The 13,931-nt window shown below is 50.7% G+C and carries 9 protein-coding genes; 4 read left to right on the top strand and 5 right to left on the bottom strand.

All coding sequences use genetic code 11. The annotated features are described in order from the left end of the window. Positions 1–398 precede the first annotated feature (398 nt). Together ppc and G5S52_RS16700 are read left to right on the top strand one after the other, a co-directional pair. Positions 399–3,029 carry a phosphoenolpyruvate carboxylase gene (gene ppc / locus G5S52_RS16705; protein ID WP_165016086.1) on the top strand — a complete coding sequence of 877 codons (2,631 nt, stop codon included), beginning with the start codon at positions 399–401 and terminating at the stop codon, positions 3,027–3,029. A 353-nt stretch (positions 3,030–3,382) separates the two neighbouring features. Beyond that, positions 3,383–3,955 (top strand): PadR family transcriptional regulator, encoded by a 573-nt coding sequence (locus G5S52_RS16700; protein ID WP_002535249.1) that lies wholly within the window; start codon positions 3,383–3,385, stop codon positions 3,953–3,955. A 71-nt stretch (positions 3,956–4,026) separates the two neighbouring features. Here G5S52_RS16700 and metF read toward each other — a convergent pair whose 3' ends face one another. The 3 genes from metF to G5S52_RS16685 form a co-directional block, all read right to left on the bottom strand. Continuing rightward, complete coding sequence (gene metF, locus G5S52_RS16695) at positions 4,027–4,917, bottom strand: methylenetetrahydrofolate reductase (RefSeq protein WP_165016082.1); 891 nt, start codon at positions 4,915–4,917, stop codon at positions 4,027–4,029. 249 nt (positions 4,918–5,166) lie between these two features. Continuing rightward, positions 5,167–7,611 (bottom strand): bifunctional aspartate kinase/homoserine dehydrogenase II, encoded by a 2,445-nt coding sequence (locus G5S52_RS16690; protein WP_165016079.1) that lies wholly within the window; start codon positions 7,609–7,611, stop codon positions 5,167–5,169. Beyond that, a complete protein-coding gene (locus G5S52_RS16685) occupies positions 7,611–8,774 on the bottom strand; it encodes an O-succinylhomoserine (thiol)-lyase (RefSeq protein ID WP_165016076.1) in 1,164 nt (387 codons plus the stop codon). Before G5S52_RS16685 ends, G5S52_RS16690 begins: the two co-directional genes overlap by 1 nt. Positions 8,775–9,012: 238 nt before the next feature. On the opposite strand from G5S52_RS16685, the gene metJ reads away from it, so the two are divergent. Continuing rightward, positions 9,013–9,330, top strand: coding sequence for a met regulon transcriptional regulator MetJ (metJ, locus tag G5S52_RS16680; protein ID WP_002535253.1), 318 nt, complete (start codon positions 9,013–9,015; stop codon positions 9,328–9,330). Positions 9,331–9,406: 76 nt separating this feature from the next. On the opposite strand, the gene G5S52_RS16675 is transcribed toward metJ, so the two are convergent. After that, entirely contained in the window at positions 9,407–10,663 is a 1,257-nt protein-coding gene (locus tag G5S52_RS16675) for a malic enzyme-like NAD(P)-binding protein (RefSeq protein WP_165016073.1), read from the bottom strand. Positions 10,664–11,120: 457 nt separating this feature from the next. Further along, entirely contained in the window at positions 11,121–11,333 is a 213-nt protein-coding gene (gene rpmE / locus G5S52_RS16670; protein WP_002535255.1) for a 50S ribosomal protein L31, read from the bottom strand. Positions 11,334–11,581: 248 nt separating this feature from the next. Between rpmE and priA the strand changes: the two genes are divergently transcribed. Then, the gene (priA, locus tag G5S52_RS16665; protein ID WP_165016070.1) at positions 11,582–13,777 is read left to right on the top strand and encodes a primosomal protein N'; all 2,196 of its coding nucleotides are present in this window, start codon (positions 11,582–11,584) and stop codon (positions 13,775–13,777) included. Positions 13,778–13,931 lie beyond the last annotated feature (154 nt).

Below are 13,931 nucleotides of genomic sequence, written 5' to 3'. Positions count from 1 at the left end.
TTTTTAACGTCGGCGTCGTCGCTGGAGAAGGGAGTTTGAGAACTTATCCATATTCGTATCGTACCTTTTCGCTGCTTCCATGAGCTTTTTTTGGCGAATTATAATTGTTTATTCATTTTAAATGAATTTATATGTGCTTTTTAGCGTGATAAATGACTAATGTCAACAGTCTGTTTAAAATAAAGTCACCCACCTGCGACAGGCTGGCGTTTTTGCCTAAACCCTGTGCTTTAAATGTAATTTTGTTACAACTTCCGCAATGCCTTATTGCTCAAGGGATAGACAAAAAAATGCGGTGAAATAATACGGTGGGTGATTGACCTTTATGCCACTCATTGGCTAGATTGAGCCATTACGATTGCAATTTGGATGTAACAAAGTTACGAAACGGACGCACTATGAATGACAAGTATGACGCTCTAAAGAGCAATGTCAGCATGCTCGGTCACCTTCTGGGCAACACCATCAAAGGTGCCCACGGTGAAGAATTGCTGGCCAAAGTAGAAGAGATCCGTCAGCTCTCTAAATCCGCTTCTGCGGGTAATAAAGATGATCACGCCAAGCTGATCGATGTGCTACAAAGCCTGCCGAATGACCAACTACTTCCTGTAGCGCGCGCATTCAGCCAGTTCCTCAACCTCACCAATATCGCTGAACAGTACCATTCTGTTTCTCGCCACTGTGAAGAGCAGGTATGTAATCCTGACTCACTGGACGATCTGTTTATGCGACTGCAAAACGCAGATGTGTCTGACGGTGAGCGTGATAAAGCCGTCGATGACCTGAAGATCGAACTGGTGCTGACAGCACACCCGACGGAAATCGCGCGTCGTACTACCATTCATAAGCTGGTTCAAATCAACAAATGTTTGTCCAAACTTGAACTTGGCGACCTCTCTTCCAGCGAGCGTGATAAAGCAGAACTGCGTCTGGAGCAACTGATTGCTCAGGCGTGGCACTCTGACGTTATCCGTAAGCAACGCCCAACCCCGCTTGATGAAGCCAAATGGGGTTATGCCGTGATTGAAAACAGCCTGTGGCAAGCCGTACCGGAATTCCTGCGTCAATTTGACCAAAAGATGAAGCGCCACCTTGGCCGCGGCCTGACAGTTGAAGCATCGCCAATCCAGATCTCGAGCTGGATGGGCGGTGACCGCGACGGAAACCCATTCGTGACATCAGAAGTCACCCGTGAAGTGCTGCTGTTGTCCCGCTGGAAAGCGGCTGACCTTTATCTCGGCGACATTCAGGAGCTCATCAGCGAGCTGTCGATGACCCGCTGTAATGAGATGGTTCGCGCAATGGCCGGTGATGAGCACGAACCTTACCGTGCTATCCTGAAATCACTGCGTCAAACACTGACCAATACCCTGGATCACCTGGACGCCCAAATCCACGGCCGCCGTAGCGATGAAAAAGACATTCTGACCAACGTTGACCAATTGTGGACACCGCTGCACGCCTGCTACCAGTCGTTGCATGAATGTGGCATGGGCATCATCGCTGATGGCCTGCTGCTTGATACGCTGCGCCGTATCCGCACCTTCGGTGTTAACCTCATTAAGCTGGATATCCGTCAGGAAAGCACCCGCCACGCGAATGTGCTGTCTGAAGTGACCCGCACATTGGGCATGGGCGACTACAGCCAGTGGAGCGAGCAGGACAAGCAAGCGTTCCTGATCCGTGAACTGAGCTCTAAGCGTCCTTTACTGCCACGTGACTGGGAGCCTTCTGATGAAGTGCAGGAAGTGCTGGATACCTGCCGTATCGTTGCACAGCAGCCTCGTGAAGCGCTGGGTGCCTATGTCATCTCCATGGCACGCACAGCGTCTGATGTGCTGGCGGTTCACCTTCTTCTGAAAGAAGCTGGCTGTCCGTTCCGCATGGACGTGTGTCCGCTGTTTGAAACTCTGGAAGACCTCAACAATGCCAAGTCAGTGATCAGCCAACTGCTGAGCATCGACTGGTACCGCGGCTTTATCCAAAATTTCCAGATGGTCATGATTGGCTACTCAGACTCCGCCAAAGACGCGGGTGTGATGGCGGCAGGTTGGGCCCAATATAAAGCCATGGAGCAACTGGTAGAGCTCTGTGAAGAAGCAGGTGTCGATCTGGTGCTGTTCCACGGTCGCGGTGGCTCTATTGGTCGTGGTGGTGCGCCTGCGCACGCTGCACTGCTGTCCCAGCCACCTCGTAGCCTGAAAGGCGGTCTGCGAGTGACCGAGCAGGGCGAGATGATCCGCTTCAAACTGGGTCTGCCGGATGTGGCCATTCAGAGCTTAAATCTTTACGCCAGCGCAATCTTGGAAGCGAACTTGCTGCCACCACCTGCACCTAAGCAGGAATGGCGCGACCTGATGGAAACGCTGAGTGAAGTTTCCTGTGAGGCTTACCGTGGCGTCGTTCGTGGTCACGAAGACTTTGTTCCTTATTTCCGAGCGACAACACCAGAGTTGGAACTGGGCAAACTGCCATTGGGCTCGCGCCCATCTAAACGTAACCCGAATGGCGGCGTAGAGAGCCTTCGCGCCATCCCATGGATTTTCGCATGGAGCCAAAACCGTTTGCTGCTGCCAGCGTGGTTGGGTGCCGGCCAAGCTATTCAATTCTCCATCGACAATGGCCACCTAAAGAATCTTGAAGAGATGTGCCGCGAATGGCCATTTTTCTCTACACGTCTGGGTATGCTGGAAATGGTCTTCACCAAGACCAGCCCTTCGATTTCTCAGTACTATGACGAGAAACTGGTGGATGAGTCACTATGGCGACTGGGTGATGAACTGCGAGACCGTTTGGCGCAGGACATCAAAGCCGTGCTGATGGTAGAAAACAGCGATCACCTGATGGAGCAAAACCCTTGGGGTGCGGAGTCCATCCGCCTGCGTAATATCTATGTTGAACCACTGAACATGCTTCAGGCAGAGCTTCTGTGCCGAACGCGTGCGACAGAAGAAGAAAACACTGAGCTCGATGAAGCACTGATGGTGACCATCGCCGGTATCGCAGCAGGTATGCGCAACACTGGATAAATGAGAAATTGATTCAAAATTAAGAAAGGCTGCCATGTTGCAGCCTTTTTTATTTTTGGGGAGCCTTTTTCGATTGTTGTTGCGTTGATAATGTTATTAATATGTTTTCTTGCCTGTTCGTGACGTTATCGTGACAAAGGTATAGGCAAAACACCGAAGTATAAATAACCGTTTAAGTGTCACTGTACAGCGCTTTTCGCACCACGATTTTTTTTTGGTGCATTGTTGGCAAGAAGCTATGTATGGTTGGCAACGAAAAACGTGTCGATCCGCCCAGTGTTGTGGAAAATAAATTCGCCAAAGAGCGGCATCCCAGGGCTAAGGATCGCCTTTTAAGATTTTGGATAGAAGAGATGTCACTACCGCACGTAATACTCACGGTGCTTAGCCACCGCGACGCAACTGGTTATGATATAACCAAAGAGTTTTCTAACGCTATCGGGCACTTCTGGAAAGCCAGCCACCAACAAGTCTATCGCGAACTCAATAAACTGGCCGATATGGGCGCAGTGAGTTGTCGTTTAGAACCACAGGATGGCAAACCTGACAGAAAGGTCTACTCCATCACGGACATTGGTAGACAGAGCCTTTATGAGTGGTTCTTGATGCCTGCAAAACACCCAACCGACCGCGATGAAGTATCTGCAAAACTACTAACCTGCAGCATTTTCGACCCAGCACCAATGATCGAGCATATGCATGCATTGATGGACGAAAGCCGCTTGCAGCTAAGCCAATACAGGGACATAGAGCGAAGCCAGTACGCTGACTCTGCACTACTGACCCGAGAAGGCCGTTTGGAGCGACTGACACTGCGCCGCAACATTCTTCGCAAAGAAGCATGGTTAACCTGGGCAGAAGAAGTCCTGTTTGAACTCAATGCCATGGAAACCATGTCAATGAGTAAGAAAGTCGTTGCCCAGTAAAGACTTTCCAGAAAAGACAAAACCGTCGCTTTGCGACGGTTTTTTTGTTTTTGGCTTATGGGCTTTTCTTTCTACGCAGTAGGGCGCACACCCAATGTGTGGCAAAGCGCGTAGGTCAACTCAGCACGGTTCAGCGTATAGAAGTGGAAGTCCTTCACGCCTTCACGACTTAACACGCGCACCATATCGATAGCATTACTCGCACCGACCATCTGACGGGTTACCGCATCATCTTCCAGACCTTCATACTGCTTGTACATCCAAGCTGGAATACGCACATTGGTCATGTTGGCAAACTTCGAAGCCTGCTTGAAGTTTGATACAGGCAAGATCCCCGGGATGATTTCAACATCAATACCTGCCGCAGCGCAGCGGTCACGAAAACGCAGGTAGCTTTCAACGTCAAAGAAGAACTGTGTGATAGCGCGATTTGCACCGGCATCGACTTTACGCTTAAGGTTGATCAGGTCAGCTTGCGCACTTTTCGCTTCCGGGTGAACTTCCGGATAAGCCGCAACGGAGATATCGAAATCAGCTTCACCTTTCAAAAGCTCAACCAGATCCGCTGCGTACATGTCCGGTTTCTGGCTTTTCTCTGGCAGGTCACCACGCAGGGCAACAATATGGCGGATACCACTGTTCCAGTAGTCGCGCGCAATGTCACGTAGCTCATCGCGGCTCGCATCGATACAGGTCAGGTGAGGCGCGGCTTCAATACCAGTCTCCTGCTTGATGCTTTTCACGATGCCATGGGTACGGTCACGCTCACCGGAGTTTGCACCGTAAGTCACGGAAACAAATTTAGGTTTCAGGGTTTTCAGACGTTGTACCGAAGCCCAAAGCGTTTGCTCCATGGCTTCAGAGCTGGGTGGGAAGAACTCAAACGAAACGTTAATATCGCCGTTCAGGTCAGAAAGGTTTTGATTAAGTGCGTCCAAATGACTGGCGTGTGAATATCCCATAACGTCTCCCTACTTCGGCAACATCCTACCGAAAAATCCTTTTAAAGCTGACATCCATATAGACGTCTATATGTCTAGATATTGAATTGCGGGCAATTTAAAGTCAACTTACTTAACTTGAATTTTATTCATGATGATCATGTAAGTCTCTCAAGCACAGCACTCTTAAATTAGCGCGTGTACTTTACCCGAATGCTTAGGGTACAAAAAAGCGGAGACTCAGCTCCGCTTTTTCCTTTCACTTCCTGACTATTTCAACAAAGATGCGATGCGATTCAAGTCAGAGAGTAAAGCGCCTGCGGTCACATCACGACCCGCACCTGGCCCGCGAATAACCAATGGGTTTTCACGATACCACTGACTCTCGATAGCAAAGATGTTGTCGCAAGGCAGCAGATTGGCAAGAGGGTGTTCTTCAGGCAGCACTTCAATCCCAACACGCGCTTTTCCATCGCGAGAGAGTCTTGCTACATAGCGAAGGACGCCCTGCTCTCTTTTCGCCTGCTCAAGCCAATCTTCAAGCGCTTCATCAAGCTGACTGCTGTTATCCAGAAATGCATCCAGCGACAGTGCGGAAAGCGCCTCGGGTACCAGTGATTGCACCTGTACCTGCTCCGGCTCGATATCTAAGCCAGACTCACGCGCCAGAATCACAAGCTTACGCATGACATCCGACCCGCTGAGATCTTCACGTGGGTCAGGTTCGGTCAGACCTTGTTGCCACGCCTGTTCCAAAAGCTCACTGAATTTGATATCGCCGTTGAACTGCTGGAACAGCCAAGACAAGGTTCCAGAGAAGATGCCTGAGATCGCAATAATATGATCGCCGCTTTCACGCAAATCTCGCACCGCATGGTTCACGGGAAGGCCTGCACCGACTGTCGCGTTGTACAGCCAGAAACGACCTGTCTTCGCAAACGCATCCTGAACCTGATGGTATAACTCGCCACTCGCAGAGCCTGCCACCTTGTTCGCAGAAATCAGGTGATAACCATGTTCAGCCAGATCCGGATATTGCATCGACAGCGGTGCACTGGCAGTCACGTCCAGCACGACAATGTCATCGTAAGGGTGATTGAGCAATGCAGTCAGCCAATCGCTCCCTTCATATGGCTTAGCAACTTCATCAAAACGGACCATGACGCTATCTGCATCAATACCATCGAAATCGACCCACTGGTTATCACTGTCTTGCACCGAGATGAGCTCAAAGCTCATGCCATGGCGTTTTTCAAGTGCCGCTTTTTGCTCCGCAAATAGATTCAGCCAACGACTACCGATATTGCCTTTACCCAGCAACACCAAGCCAATGCGACGCTGCGCCTGGAAAAGTGCGCGGTGAATATCTGACACCAACGCCGATGTGTTCGCTTTACGCAAAATCGCCGCGATGCTGAGGCCACTGCCAGACTCGCAGATAAACTCTATCGGTTGGCTGCGAAGCTGTTGGTAAAAGCCGTGGCAATGAACAGGGTTTGCCGTGACACCTGCGCCCACCGCGGCGACCATGCTGTAGCCTTCACGGAGACGGATATCAGCAGGAATGCCGGCGTTTTGCAGCTGTTCCAACACGCTGTTGACCACTTCGCCTGTATAAGCGAGCTGGATACGGTGTTGGTCAGCACTGAATGATGACGCCAGCGGCTGGATTTGGTTTCGGGTCAACAGTCGTTCGATATCGCGGCGCGCGGTATCAAAGTCGTGTGAGCGCGGTACATCCAGTTCAAGCAGGCAGACATCACTCAATGAAGTAATGATTTTAGCGCCCCGGCCAGAAGCCAGAACACGTTCAATGCGGGTTGAGCCGGATTCTGGGTCATAGCTACAGCGCAGATTCAGGTCGATACAGCTTTGTGCTACTGGCTGCAGCGTTCGGGTGTGCAGAACAGGAGCAGCAAGACGCGCCAGTTCAGCCGCTTCATCAAGGCGCAGAAGCGGCAGCAGACAGGCGTCACCAACAATGCGTGGGTCTGCACTGTATACACCAGCGACGTCACTCCAGATGGTTACACGACTGACATCTGCTAAGGCACCGATGATGGTTGCTGAGTAGTCGGAGCCATTGCGCCCCAGCAGCACGGTTTCACCTTCAGTGTTACGTGCCATGAATCCGGTGATAACAACGCGGCGTTTGGTATGTTGAACCAGTTGTTCTTTCAGAAGGGGCCACGAGCTTGCGCGATCCACTTCTGGCTGTGCACCACGTTCAGCACGCAGGAAAGAACGGGAGTCGAGCATCACGGCAGGTAATTCAAGCTGTGTCAGCAGTGCAGACAACAAACGTGCCGACCAGACTTCACCAAAGCCTTGCGCCCAAGCGCGTTGAGCTCCAGTCAGTGGGTTTTCCGCCGCCTGCGCCAAGACGCTGAAGTCTTCATACAATGCATCCACCAGCGATTGCTTTTGCTCGCCTTCAATCAGGTTCTCAATCAAGTCCTGCTGATATTTACGCAAGCTTTGCAGCGCTTCATGGGCCAACCGACCGTCTTTTCCAAGCAGATCCAGCCATTCAATCAGACGGTTCGTGGTTTTGCCCGCTGCAGACACCACGATAATGTCCGTTTCACCACTGTATTGCGCAAGAATACGCGTGACTCGGCGAAAACAATCAGGGTCGGCTAGGCTGCTGCCCCCGAACTTATGTAACTGACGGGACTGCGACTGCTGAGGGGATACGACTTCAACCGCGCTCATTACTGGCTCTCTCTTACTTTATCGAATGCTTGTTTCAGGTCGGCGACCAGATCGGCTTTGTCTTCCAAACCGATAGACAGACGAAGCAGTGTGGCCGCCAAGCCTGCTTCCGCTTGCGCTTCGTCCGACATGGCACGGTGCGTCATTGAGCCAGGATGTGTCACCAGACTCTCCACGCCACCCAATGATTCGGCCAAAGTGAACAGCTTAAGGGAGGATAGGAAAAGTTTCAGCTCACTTTCACCGCCTTTAAGCTCAAAGCTCAACATTCCGCCAAAACCTGATTGTTGTTTCTTCGCAATCTCATGGCCCGGGTGCGTTGGCAGCGCCGGATGGTAGATAGTGCTCACCAGAGATTCCTGTTTGAGGTATTCCAGTACTTCTGCACTGTTTTCCTCATGCTGACGCATTCTTGCGTTCAGAGTGCGAAGACCACGCAGCGTCATGTAGCTATCGAATGCGTTACCGGTAGCCCCAATGCAGTTACCCCACCATTTCAGCTCTTCATAAAGCTCGGCTTCTTTCGCCACCACAACGCCACCGACGGTATCTGAATGGCCATTAATAAATTTGGTGGTTGAATGAACAACAAAATCTGCCCCAAGGTTCAGTGGCTGCTGCAAAGCGGGAGACAGGAAGGTGTTATCGACACCAACCCAAGCGCCGATGGCTTTGGCTTTTTCGCAGATGTTTGCAACATCAACCACGCGCAGCAGTGGGTTAGATGGCGTTTCAAGCCAGACCAGTTTAGGATTCTTCGCCAGTGCGGCATCAATAGCTGCAGAGTCAGTTTGGTCTACAAACTCCACCTTGAAAGCGCCTTTCTTTGCACGTGAATCGAACAAACGGTAGGTACCGCCGTAGCAATCGTGCGGGGCGATAATCAGGTCATCCGGTGAAACCAGTGACAGTAGAAGGTTAATGGCTGCCATGCCGCAGTTTGTGACCACAGCGCCTGAGCCGTTTTCCAGATCAGCTAACGCTTTTTCCAGTAAAGAACGGGTTGGGTTACCACCACGGGCATAGTCATAAGTCGGCACTTCGCCAAACTCAGGGAATTCATAATTCGTCGAAAGGTACAGTGGAGGCACAACGGCGTGGTGCTGTGAATCTGTAGTGATACCGGTGCGGACGGCGATGGTTGCGGACTTCTTGTCGCTCATGGCGTGCTTCCCTGTCTTTATATGATCGTATTCAGCGCAATCTTAAATCAAAATGTGATCTGATTGGTATTTGGTCAACCTTAACCATTCAAACTTGAGACGTCAACACTTCTAGACGTCCATATGTCTTTACATGTAGCAGTTAATATCGCTAGAATTTGTGTTTCATCCAACCTGGGCATTTTGTTCCCCGTGTTGGCAGCGATTTTAGACCCTAAACTGCTACAGAAGGTGAACAATGGCAGACTGGAATGGCGAGTATATTAACCCTTACGCCGAGCACGGTAAAAAGAAAGAGCAGGTAAAGAAAATCACCGTCTCTATCCCGCTAAAAGTGCTTAAAATCCTGACCGACGAACGTACCCGTCGCCAGGTCAACAATCTACGCCATGCCACCAACAGTGAATTGCTTTGCGAAGCATTTCTGCATGCCTACACCGGACAGCCACTGCCAACGGACGACGACATTCGCAAGGATAAAAGCGATAGTGTGCCAGCGGAAGTTAAGCGCATTATGAAGGAATTAGGCATCGAGTTTAACGAAGAAGAGTATTGATTTCGTTAACTTCTCGAAAAGATTCAAACAAAAAACCAGCCAATCGGCTGGTTTTTTTATTCATATAAAGCCGCAATTATGCTTCTTTATCTGCCATGTAGTTTTCCGGCATTTCAATTCGCGCGACACCTGACTCCACCGCAGCGTGAGCAACAGCTTTCGCCACGCGTGGCAACAGGCGCGGGTCCATTGGTTTTGGAATGATGTATTCCTTACCAAACTCCAGCTTATCAACACGTGCTGCTTTCAATACGCCTTCCGGCACCGGCTCTTTCGCCAGTGCACGGATAGCTTCTACCGCAGCCAGTTTCATTTCATCGTTGATACGGCTGGCACGAACATCCAGTGCGCCACGGAAAATGAATGGGAAACAAAGCACGTTGTTCACCTGGTTCGGGTAATCAGAACGACCCGTACCCATAATCAGGTCATCACGCACTTCGTGTGCCAGATCCGGTTTGATTTCAGGGTCTGGGTTTGAACACGCAAACACGATTGGCTTGTCCGCCATCAGCTTCAGCGCTTCCGGTGGCAATAGATCCGGGCCGGATACACCAAGGAAAATGTCCGCGCCTTCAATCACGTCTTCCAGCGTGCGCTTGTCCGTGTTGTTGGCGAACAGTTGCTTGTATTCGTTGATGTCATCACGACGGGTGTGAATCACGCCTTTACGGTCCAGCATGTAGATTTTCTCACGCTGCGCACCGCATTTGATGAGCAGTTCCATACACGCCACTGCCGCCGCACCTGCACCCAGACAGATGATGACCGACTCTTTGATGTCTTTGCCCTGAAGCTCAAGCGCATTCAACATACCTGCGGCAGTTACAATCGCGGTACCGTGTTGGTCATCGTGGAATACCGGCACATGACAGCGCTCGATGAGCTGCTTTTCAATCTCAAAGCAGTCTGGCGCTTTGATGTCTTCCAGGTTGATACCACCGAAAGTGTCAGAGATGTTCGCAACCGTATCGACGAACTCTTCGATAGTACGGTGTTTCACTTCGATGTCGATAGAATCGAGACCAGCGAAGCGTTTGAACAGCAGTGCTTTACCTTCCATCACCGGCTTGGAAGCCAGCGGGCCAAGGTTGCCCAGACCGAGGATCGCGGTGCCGTTTGAGATCACTGCAACCATGTTGCCCTTTGCAGTGTATTTATAAACGTTGTCGGCATCTTGTGCGATTTCGCGGACGGGCTCTGCAACACCTGGGCTGTACGCCAGCGCCAGATCTTCTACGGTATCAGCGGGTTTGGAGAGTTCTACGGAGATTTTGCCCGGCACTGGAAATTCATGATAGTCCAGCGCCTGTTGGCGTTTGTCTTCAGACATGTATTGTTCCTGACTGTAATTGTTATTGGCTAAATATAATAAGGGGCCCTCTGCCTGCCCCATTATCTTGCTGACTGCCTTCCCGCAAGCTGGGCATTACAATCAACAAGTGGCGGAATTTGCGCAGTCCCATGTTTATCCAGGTTGCATCTTCCCGCTCATTGCCTGTATCTCCACACAGGCAACGACTTATTCCTCTATTGAGTTTAGCGGACTCAAATAAAAGACAAGTGTCGTCATTTCTTATGACACTTTCAGGTCATTGGGCGGAAGATAAAGGAATTTAAAATGTTAACGCAGCGCGAAAGCCACGGCTAGTAAGGATTGAACCAAGTTGGCAAAACTCGCTTGGATAAACTGTAATAGTCTACCTATACTGAAGGGTGTAAAAGGTCTTACAAGCTGTATCAGGCAACAAAAAAGGGTGCTTACGCACCCTTTTTTATTAAATTCGCAATTACTTGCTGCTAAGAACGCCGAAACGTTTCTTGAAGCGGTCAACACGACCACCAGTGTCAACTACACGCTGAGTACCGGTGTAGAATGGGTGACACTTGTCACATACGTCCAGGTTGATGTCTTTACCCAGAGTCGTTTTGAATTCAAAAGTGTTGCCACATGAACATTTTGCAGTTACTGCAGCGTATTCTGGATGGATACCAGCTTTCATAGGGATTACCTCTTATCTAAGGCCGTGTCGCTCTCCCGAGCCTATCGGGCACCACACGTCGTTAACAAACTGTTTGTAAGGCGCGGATTCTAATCAAGGTGACCTGCGATCGCAACTTTTTTGTTCAATTCATTTCCATGTACTTTCAATGGGTGGGGCCAAAGAATCTTCACCCTGTGCTTTTCGCCCGCCAGCAGCATGGGTACACTGTCGCCAACCTTATTTGAATTCCAAGACCTTATCGCACAATGACCCCGACGATTGCTCAGGTGGCGCTGCCCGTTCCGCTTCATAAAACCTTCGACTATCGCATTACCAATGAAATGCCGGTTGTGGGTGGTCGCGTGCGTGTCCCGTTTGGTAAGCAATATAAAGTGGGCATTGTCGTCGCATTGACCAACACCTCTGAATTTCCGCTCGAGCAAATCAAACCCATCAATGCGGTTTTGGATAGCACCCCGCTATGGACGCCCTCTTTATATAAGGTATTGAACTGGGCAAGCCGCTACTACCAGTATCCATTAGGTGATGCACTGGCGACCGTGATGCCGGGCGCACTGCGAAAAGGCAAACCTGCAGTCAAAGACCGTGAAAAATGCTGGCAACTGACAGAAGCCGGGAAAGAGCAGCCATTGTCTGCCCTCACCCGTGCGCCTAAACAGGCTCGCGTTTTAACCTTATTACGCCAAGGCGCGATGACGCACAGCGATCTGCTGGAAGAAGAGTTAAGCGCCACCATTCTCAAAGCGGTGGAAGAAAAAGGCTGGATTGAAGCAATAAAAGAGCAGCGCGCAAAGCCTTGGCAACAAAGCTATGAAGTCGTGGAAGACAAGCCAAGGCTCAACAGCGAGCAGGCGATGGCGGTTGCCACTATCAATGCCAATCCGGAATTTGCCTGCTATTTAATAGAAGGCGTCACCGGGTCAGGGAAAACAGAGGTCTACCTGAACCTTTTGGAGCCTGTGCTAAAACGCGGTCAGCAAGCACTCATCCTGGTACCCGAAATTGGTCTGACGCCGCAAACCATCAACCGTTTCAAACGCCGTTTCAATGTGCCTGTCGTGGTGATGCATTCCGGGCTCAATGATACCGAGCGCCTAAACGCCTGGCTGGCAGCCCGCGACAATGAAGCTGCCATTATTATCGGTACCCGTTCTGCCCTGTTTTCGCCGTGTAAGTCACTCGGCATTATTGTTGTCGATGAAGAGCATGATGCGTCTTATAAACAGCAGGACTCTTTCCGTTATCATGCCCGCGATCTGGCCGTCATGCGTGGGCATGAAGAGAATGTGCCCGTAGTACTCGGCTCTGCTACACCTTGCCTTGAAAGCCTGCACAACGCCAAAACTGGCAAATACCATCATCTGACTTTATCTGTGCGCGCGGGTAATGCACTCAAAACCCAAAACGGGGTGTTGGATATTCGCGGCCTTTATTTAGAAGCAGGACTTTCCGCCCCTTTGATTGCTGAGATGCGAAAGCACCTTTCTCAAGGCAATCAGGTGATGTTGTTTTTGAACCGCCGCGGCTATGCGCCTGCACTGATGTGTCACGAATGTGGTTGGCTGGCTGAATGTAAACGCTGCGACGCCTATTACACCCTGCACCAGAGCAGTAATGAACTTCGCTGTCACCATTGCGGATCGCAGCGCCCTATTCCGCACCAATGTGGAAGTTGTGGCTCAACGCAATTGATCAGTGTCGGTGTAGGCACCGAGCAGTTGGAAGCCCAGTTGGAAACCTTGTTTCCGGAATACAAAACCATCCGAATCGACCGTGACAACACACGTCGTAAAGGCGCGCTCGAAGCCTACCTTAATGCCATTCACAACAAGGAATACCAAATCCTGATTGGCACCCAAATGCTGGCGAAAGGCCATCACTTTCCTGACGTCACTTTGGTGGCTTTGGTGGATGTGGACAGCGCGCTTTTCAGTAACGATTTCCGTGCACCGGAACGTTTGGCACAGCTGTTTGTTCAGGTAGCAGGACGTGCAGGACGCGCCAGCAAACCCGGGTATGTATTGCTTCAAACGCACCATCCGGAACATGCCTTGCTGCAATCACTTATCCACAAAGGCTATGACAGCTTTGCCGCTGAAGCGCTGAATGAGCGCAAAATGGCGTATCTGCCACCTTACAGCTACTTCGCCCTGCTCCGCGCCGAATCACACCACAGTGGGGAAGTGGAGCAGTTTCTGCATCAGGCGAGAACCGTGCTTGATGCATCACCAATCCCAGAAGATGAATGCGCAGTCATGGGGCCAGCGCCAGCGCCATTGCACCGCAGAGCAGGGCGTTTTCGCTGGCAGCTGATTTTCCAAGCGCCTAACCGCAAGATTTTACAGCAAAGATTAACCATGGCGCTGCCGGCAATACGCCAGTTGCCGCTGTCTAAAAAAGTCCGCTGGTCACTCGATATCGAACCGCAAGATATGAGCTGAATGCAATTTCATTCACTTAAACCGACCGAGATCACGGTATTCTTGCAATTACTGTTAACATGACCATGTTTAATACATCTCCATAGGATTAAGATAGGGCGTGTGGACAAAAATTGTCCCGTTGCTGAAGGTCCCGGTCATCTGGGAAGCATCG

Origin of the sequence: Grimontia sedimenti, assembly GCF_011045095.1 — a bacterium.
Taxonomy (GTDB): Bacteria; Pseudomonadota; Gammaproteobacteria; order Enterobacterales; family Vibrionaceae; genus Enterovibrio; species Enterovibrio sedimenti.
Note: the sequence above shows the minus strand (reverse complement) of the source record. Positions and strands in the feature narration are given on the sequence as shown.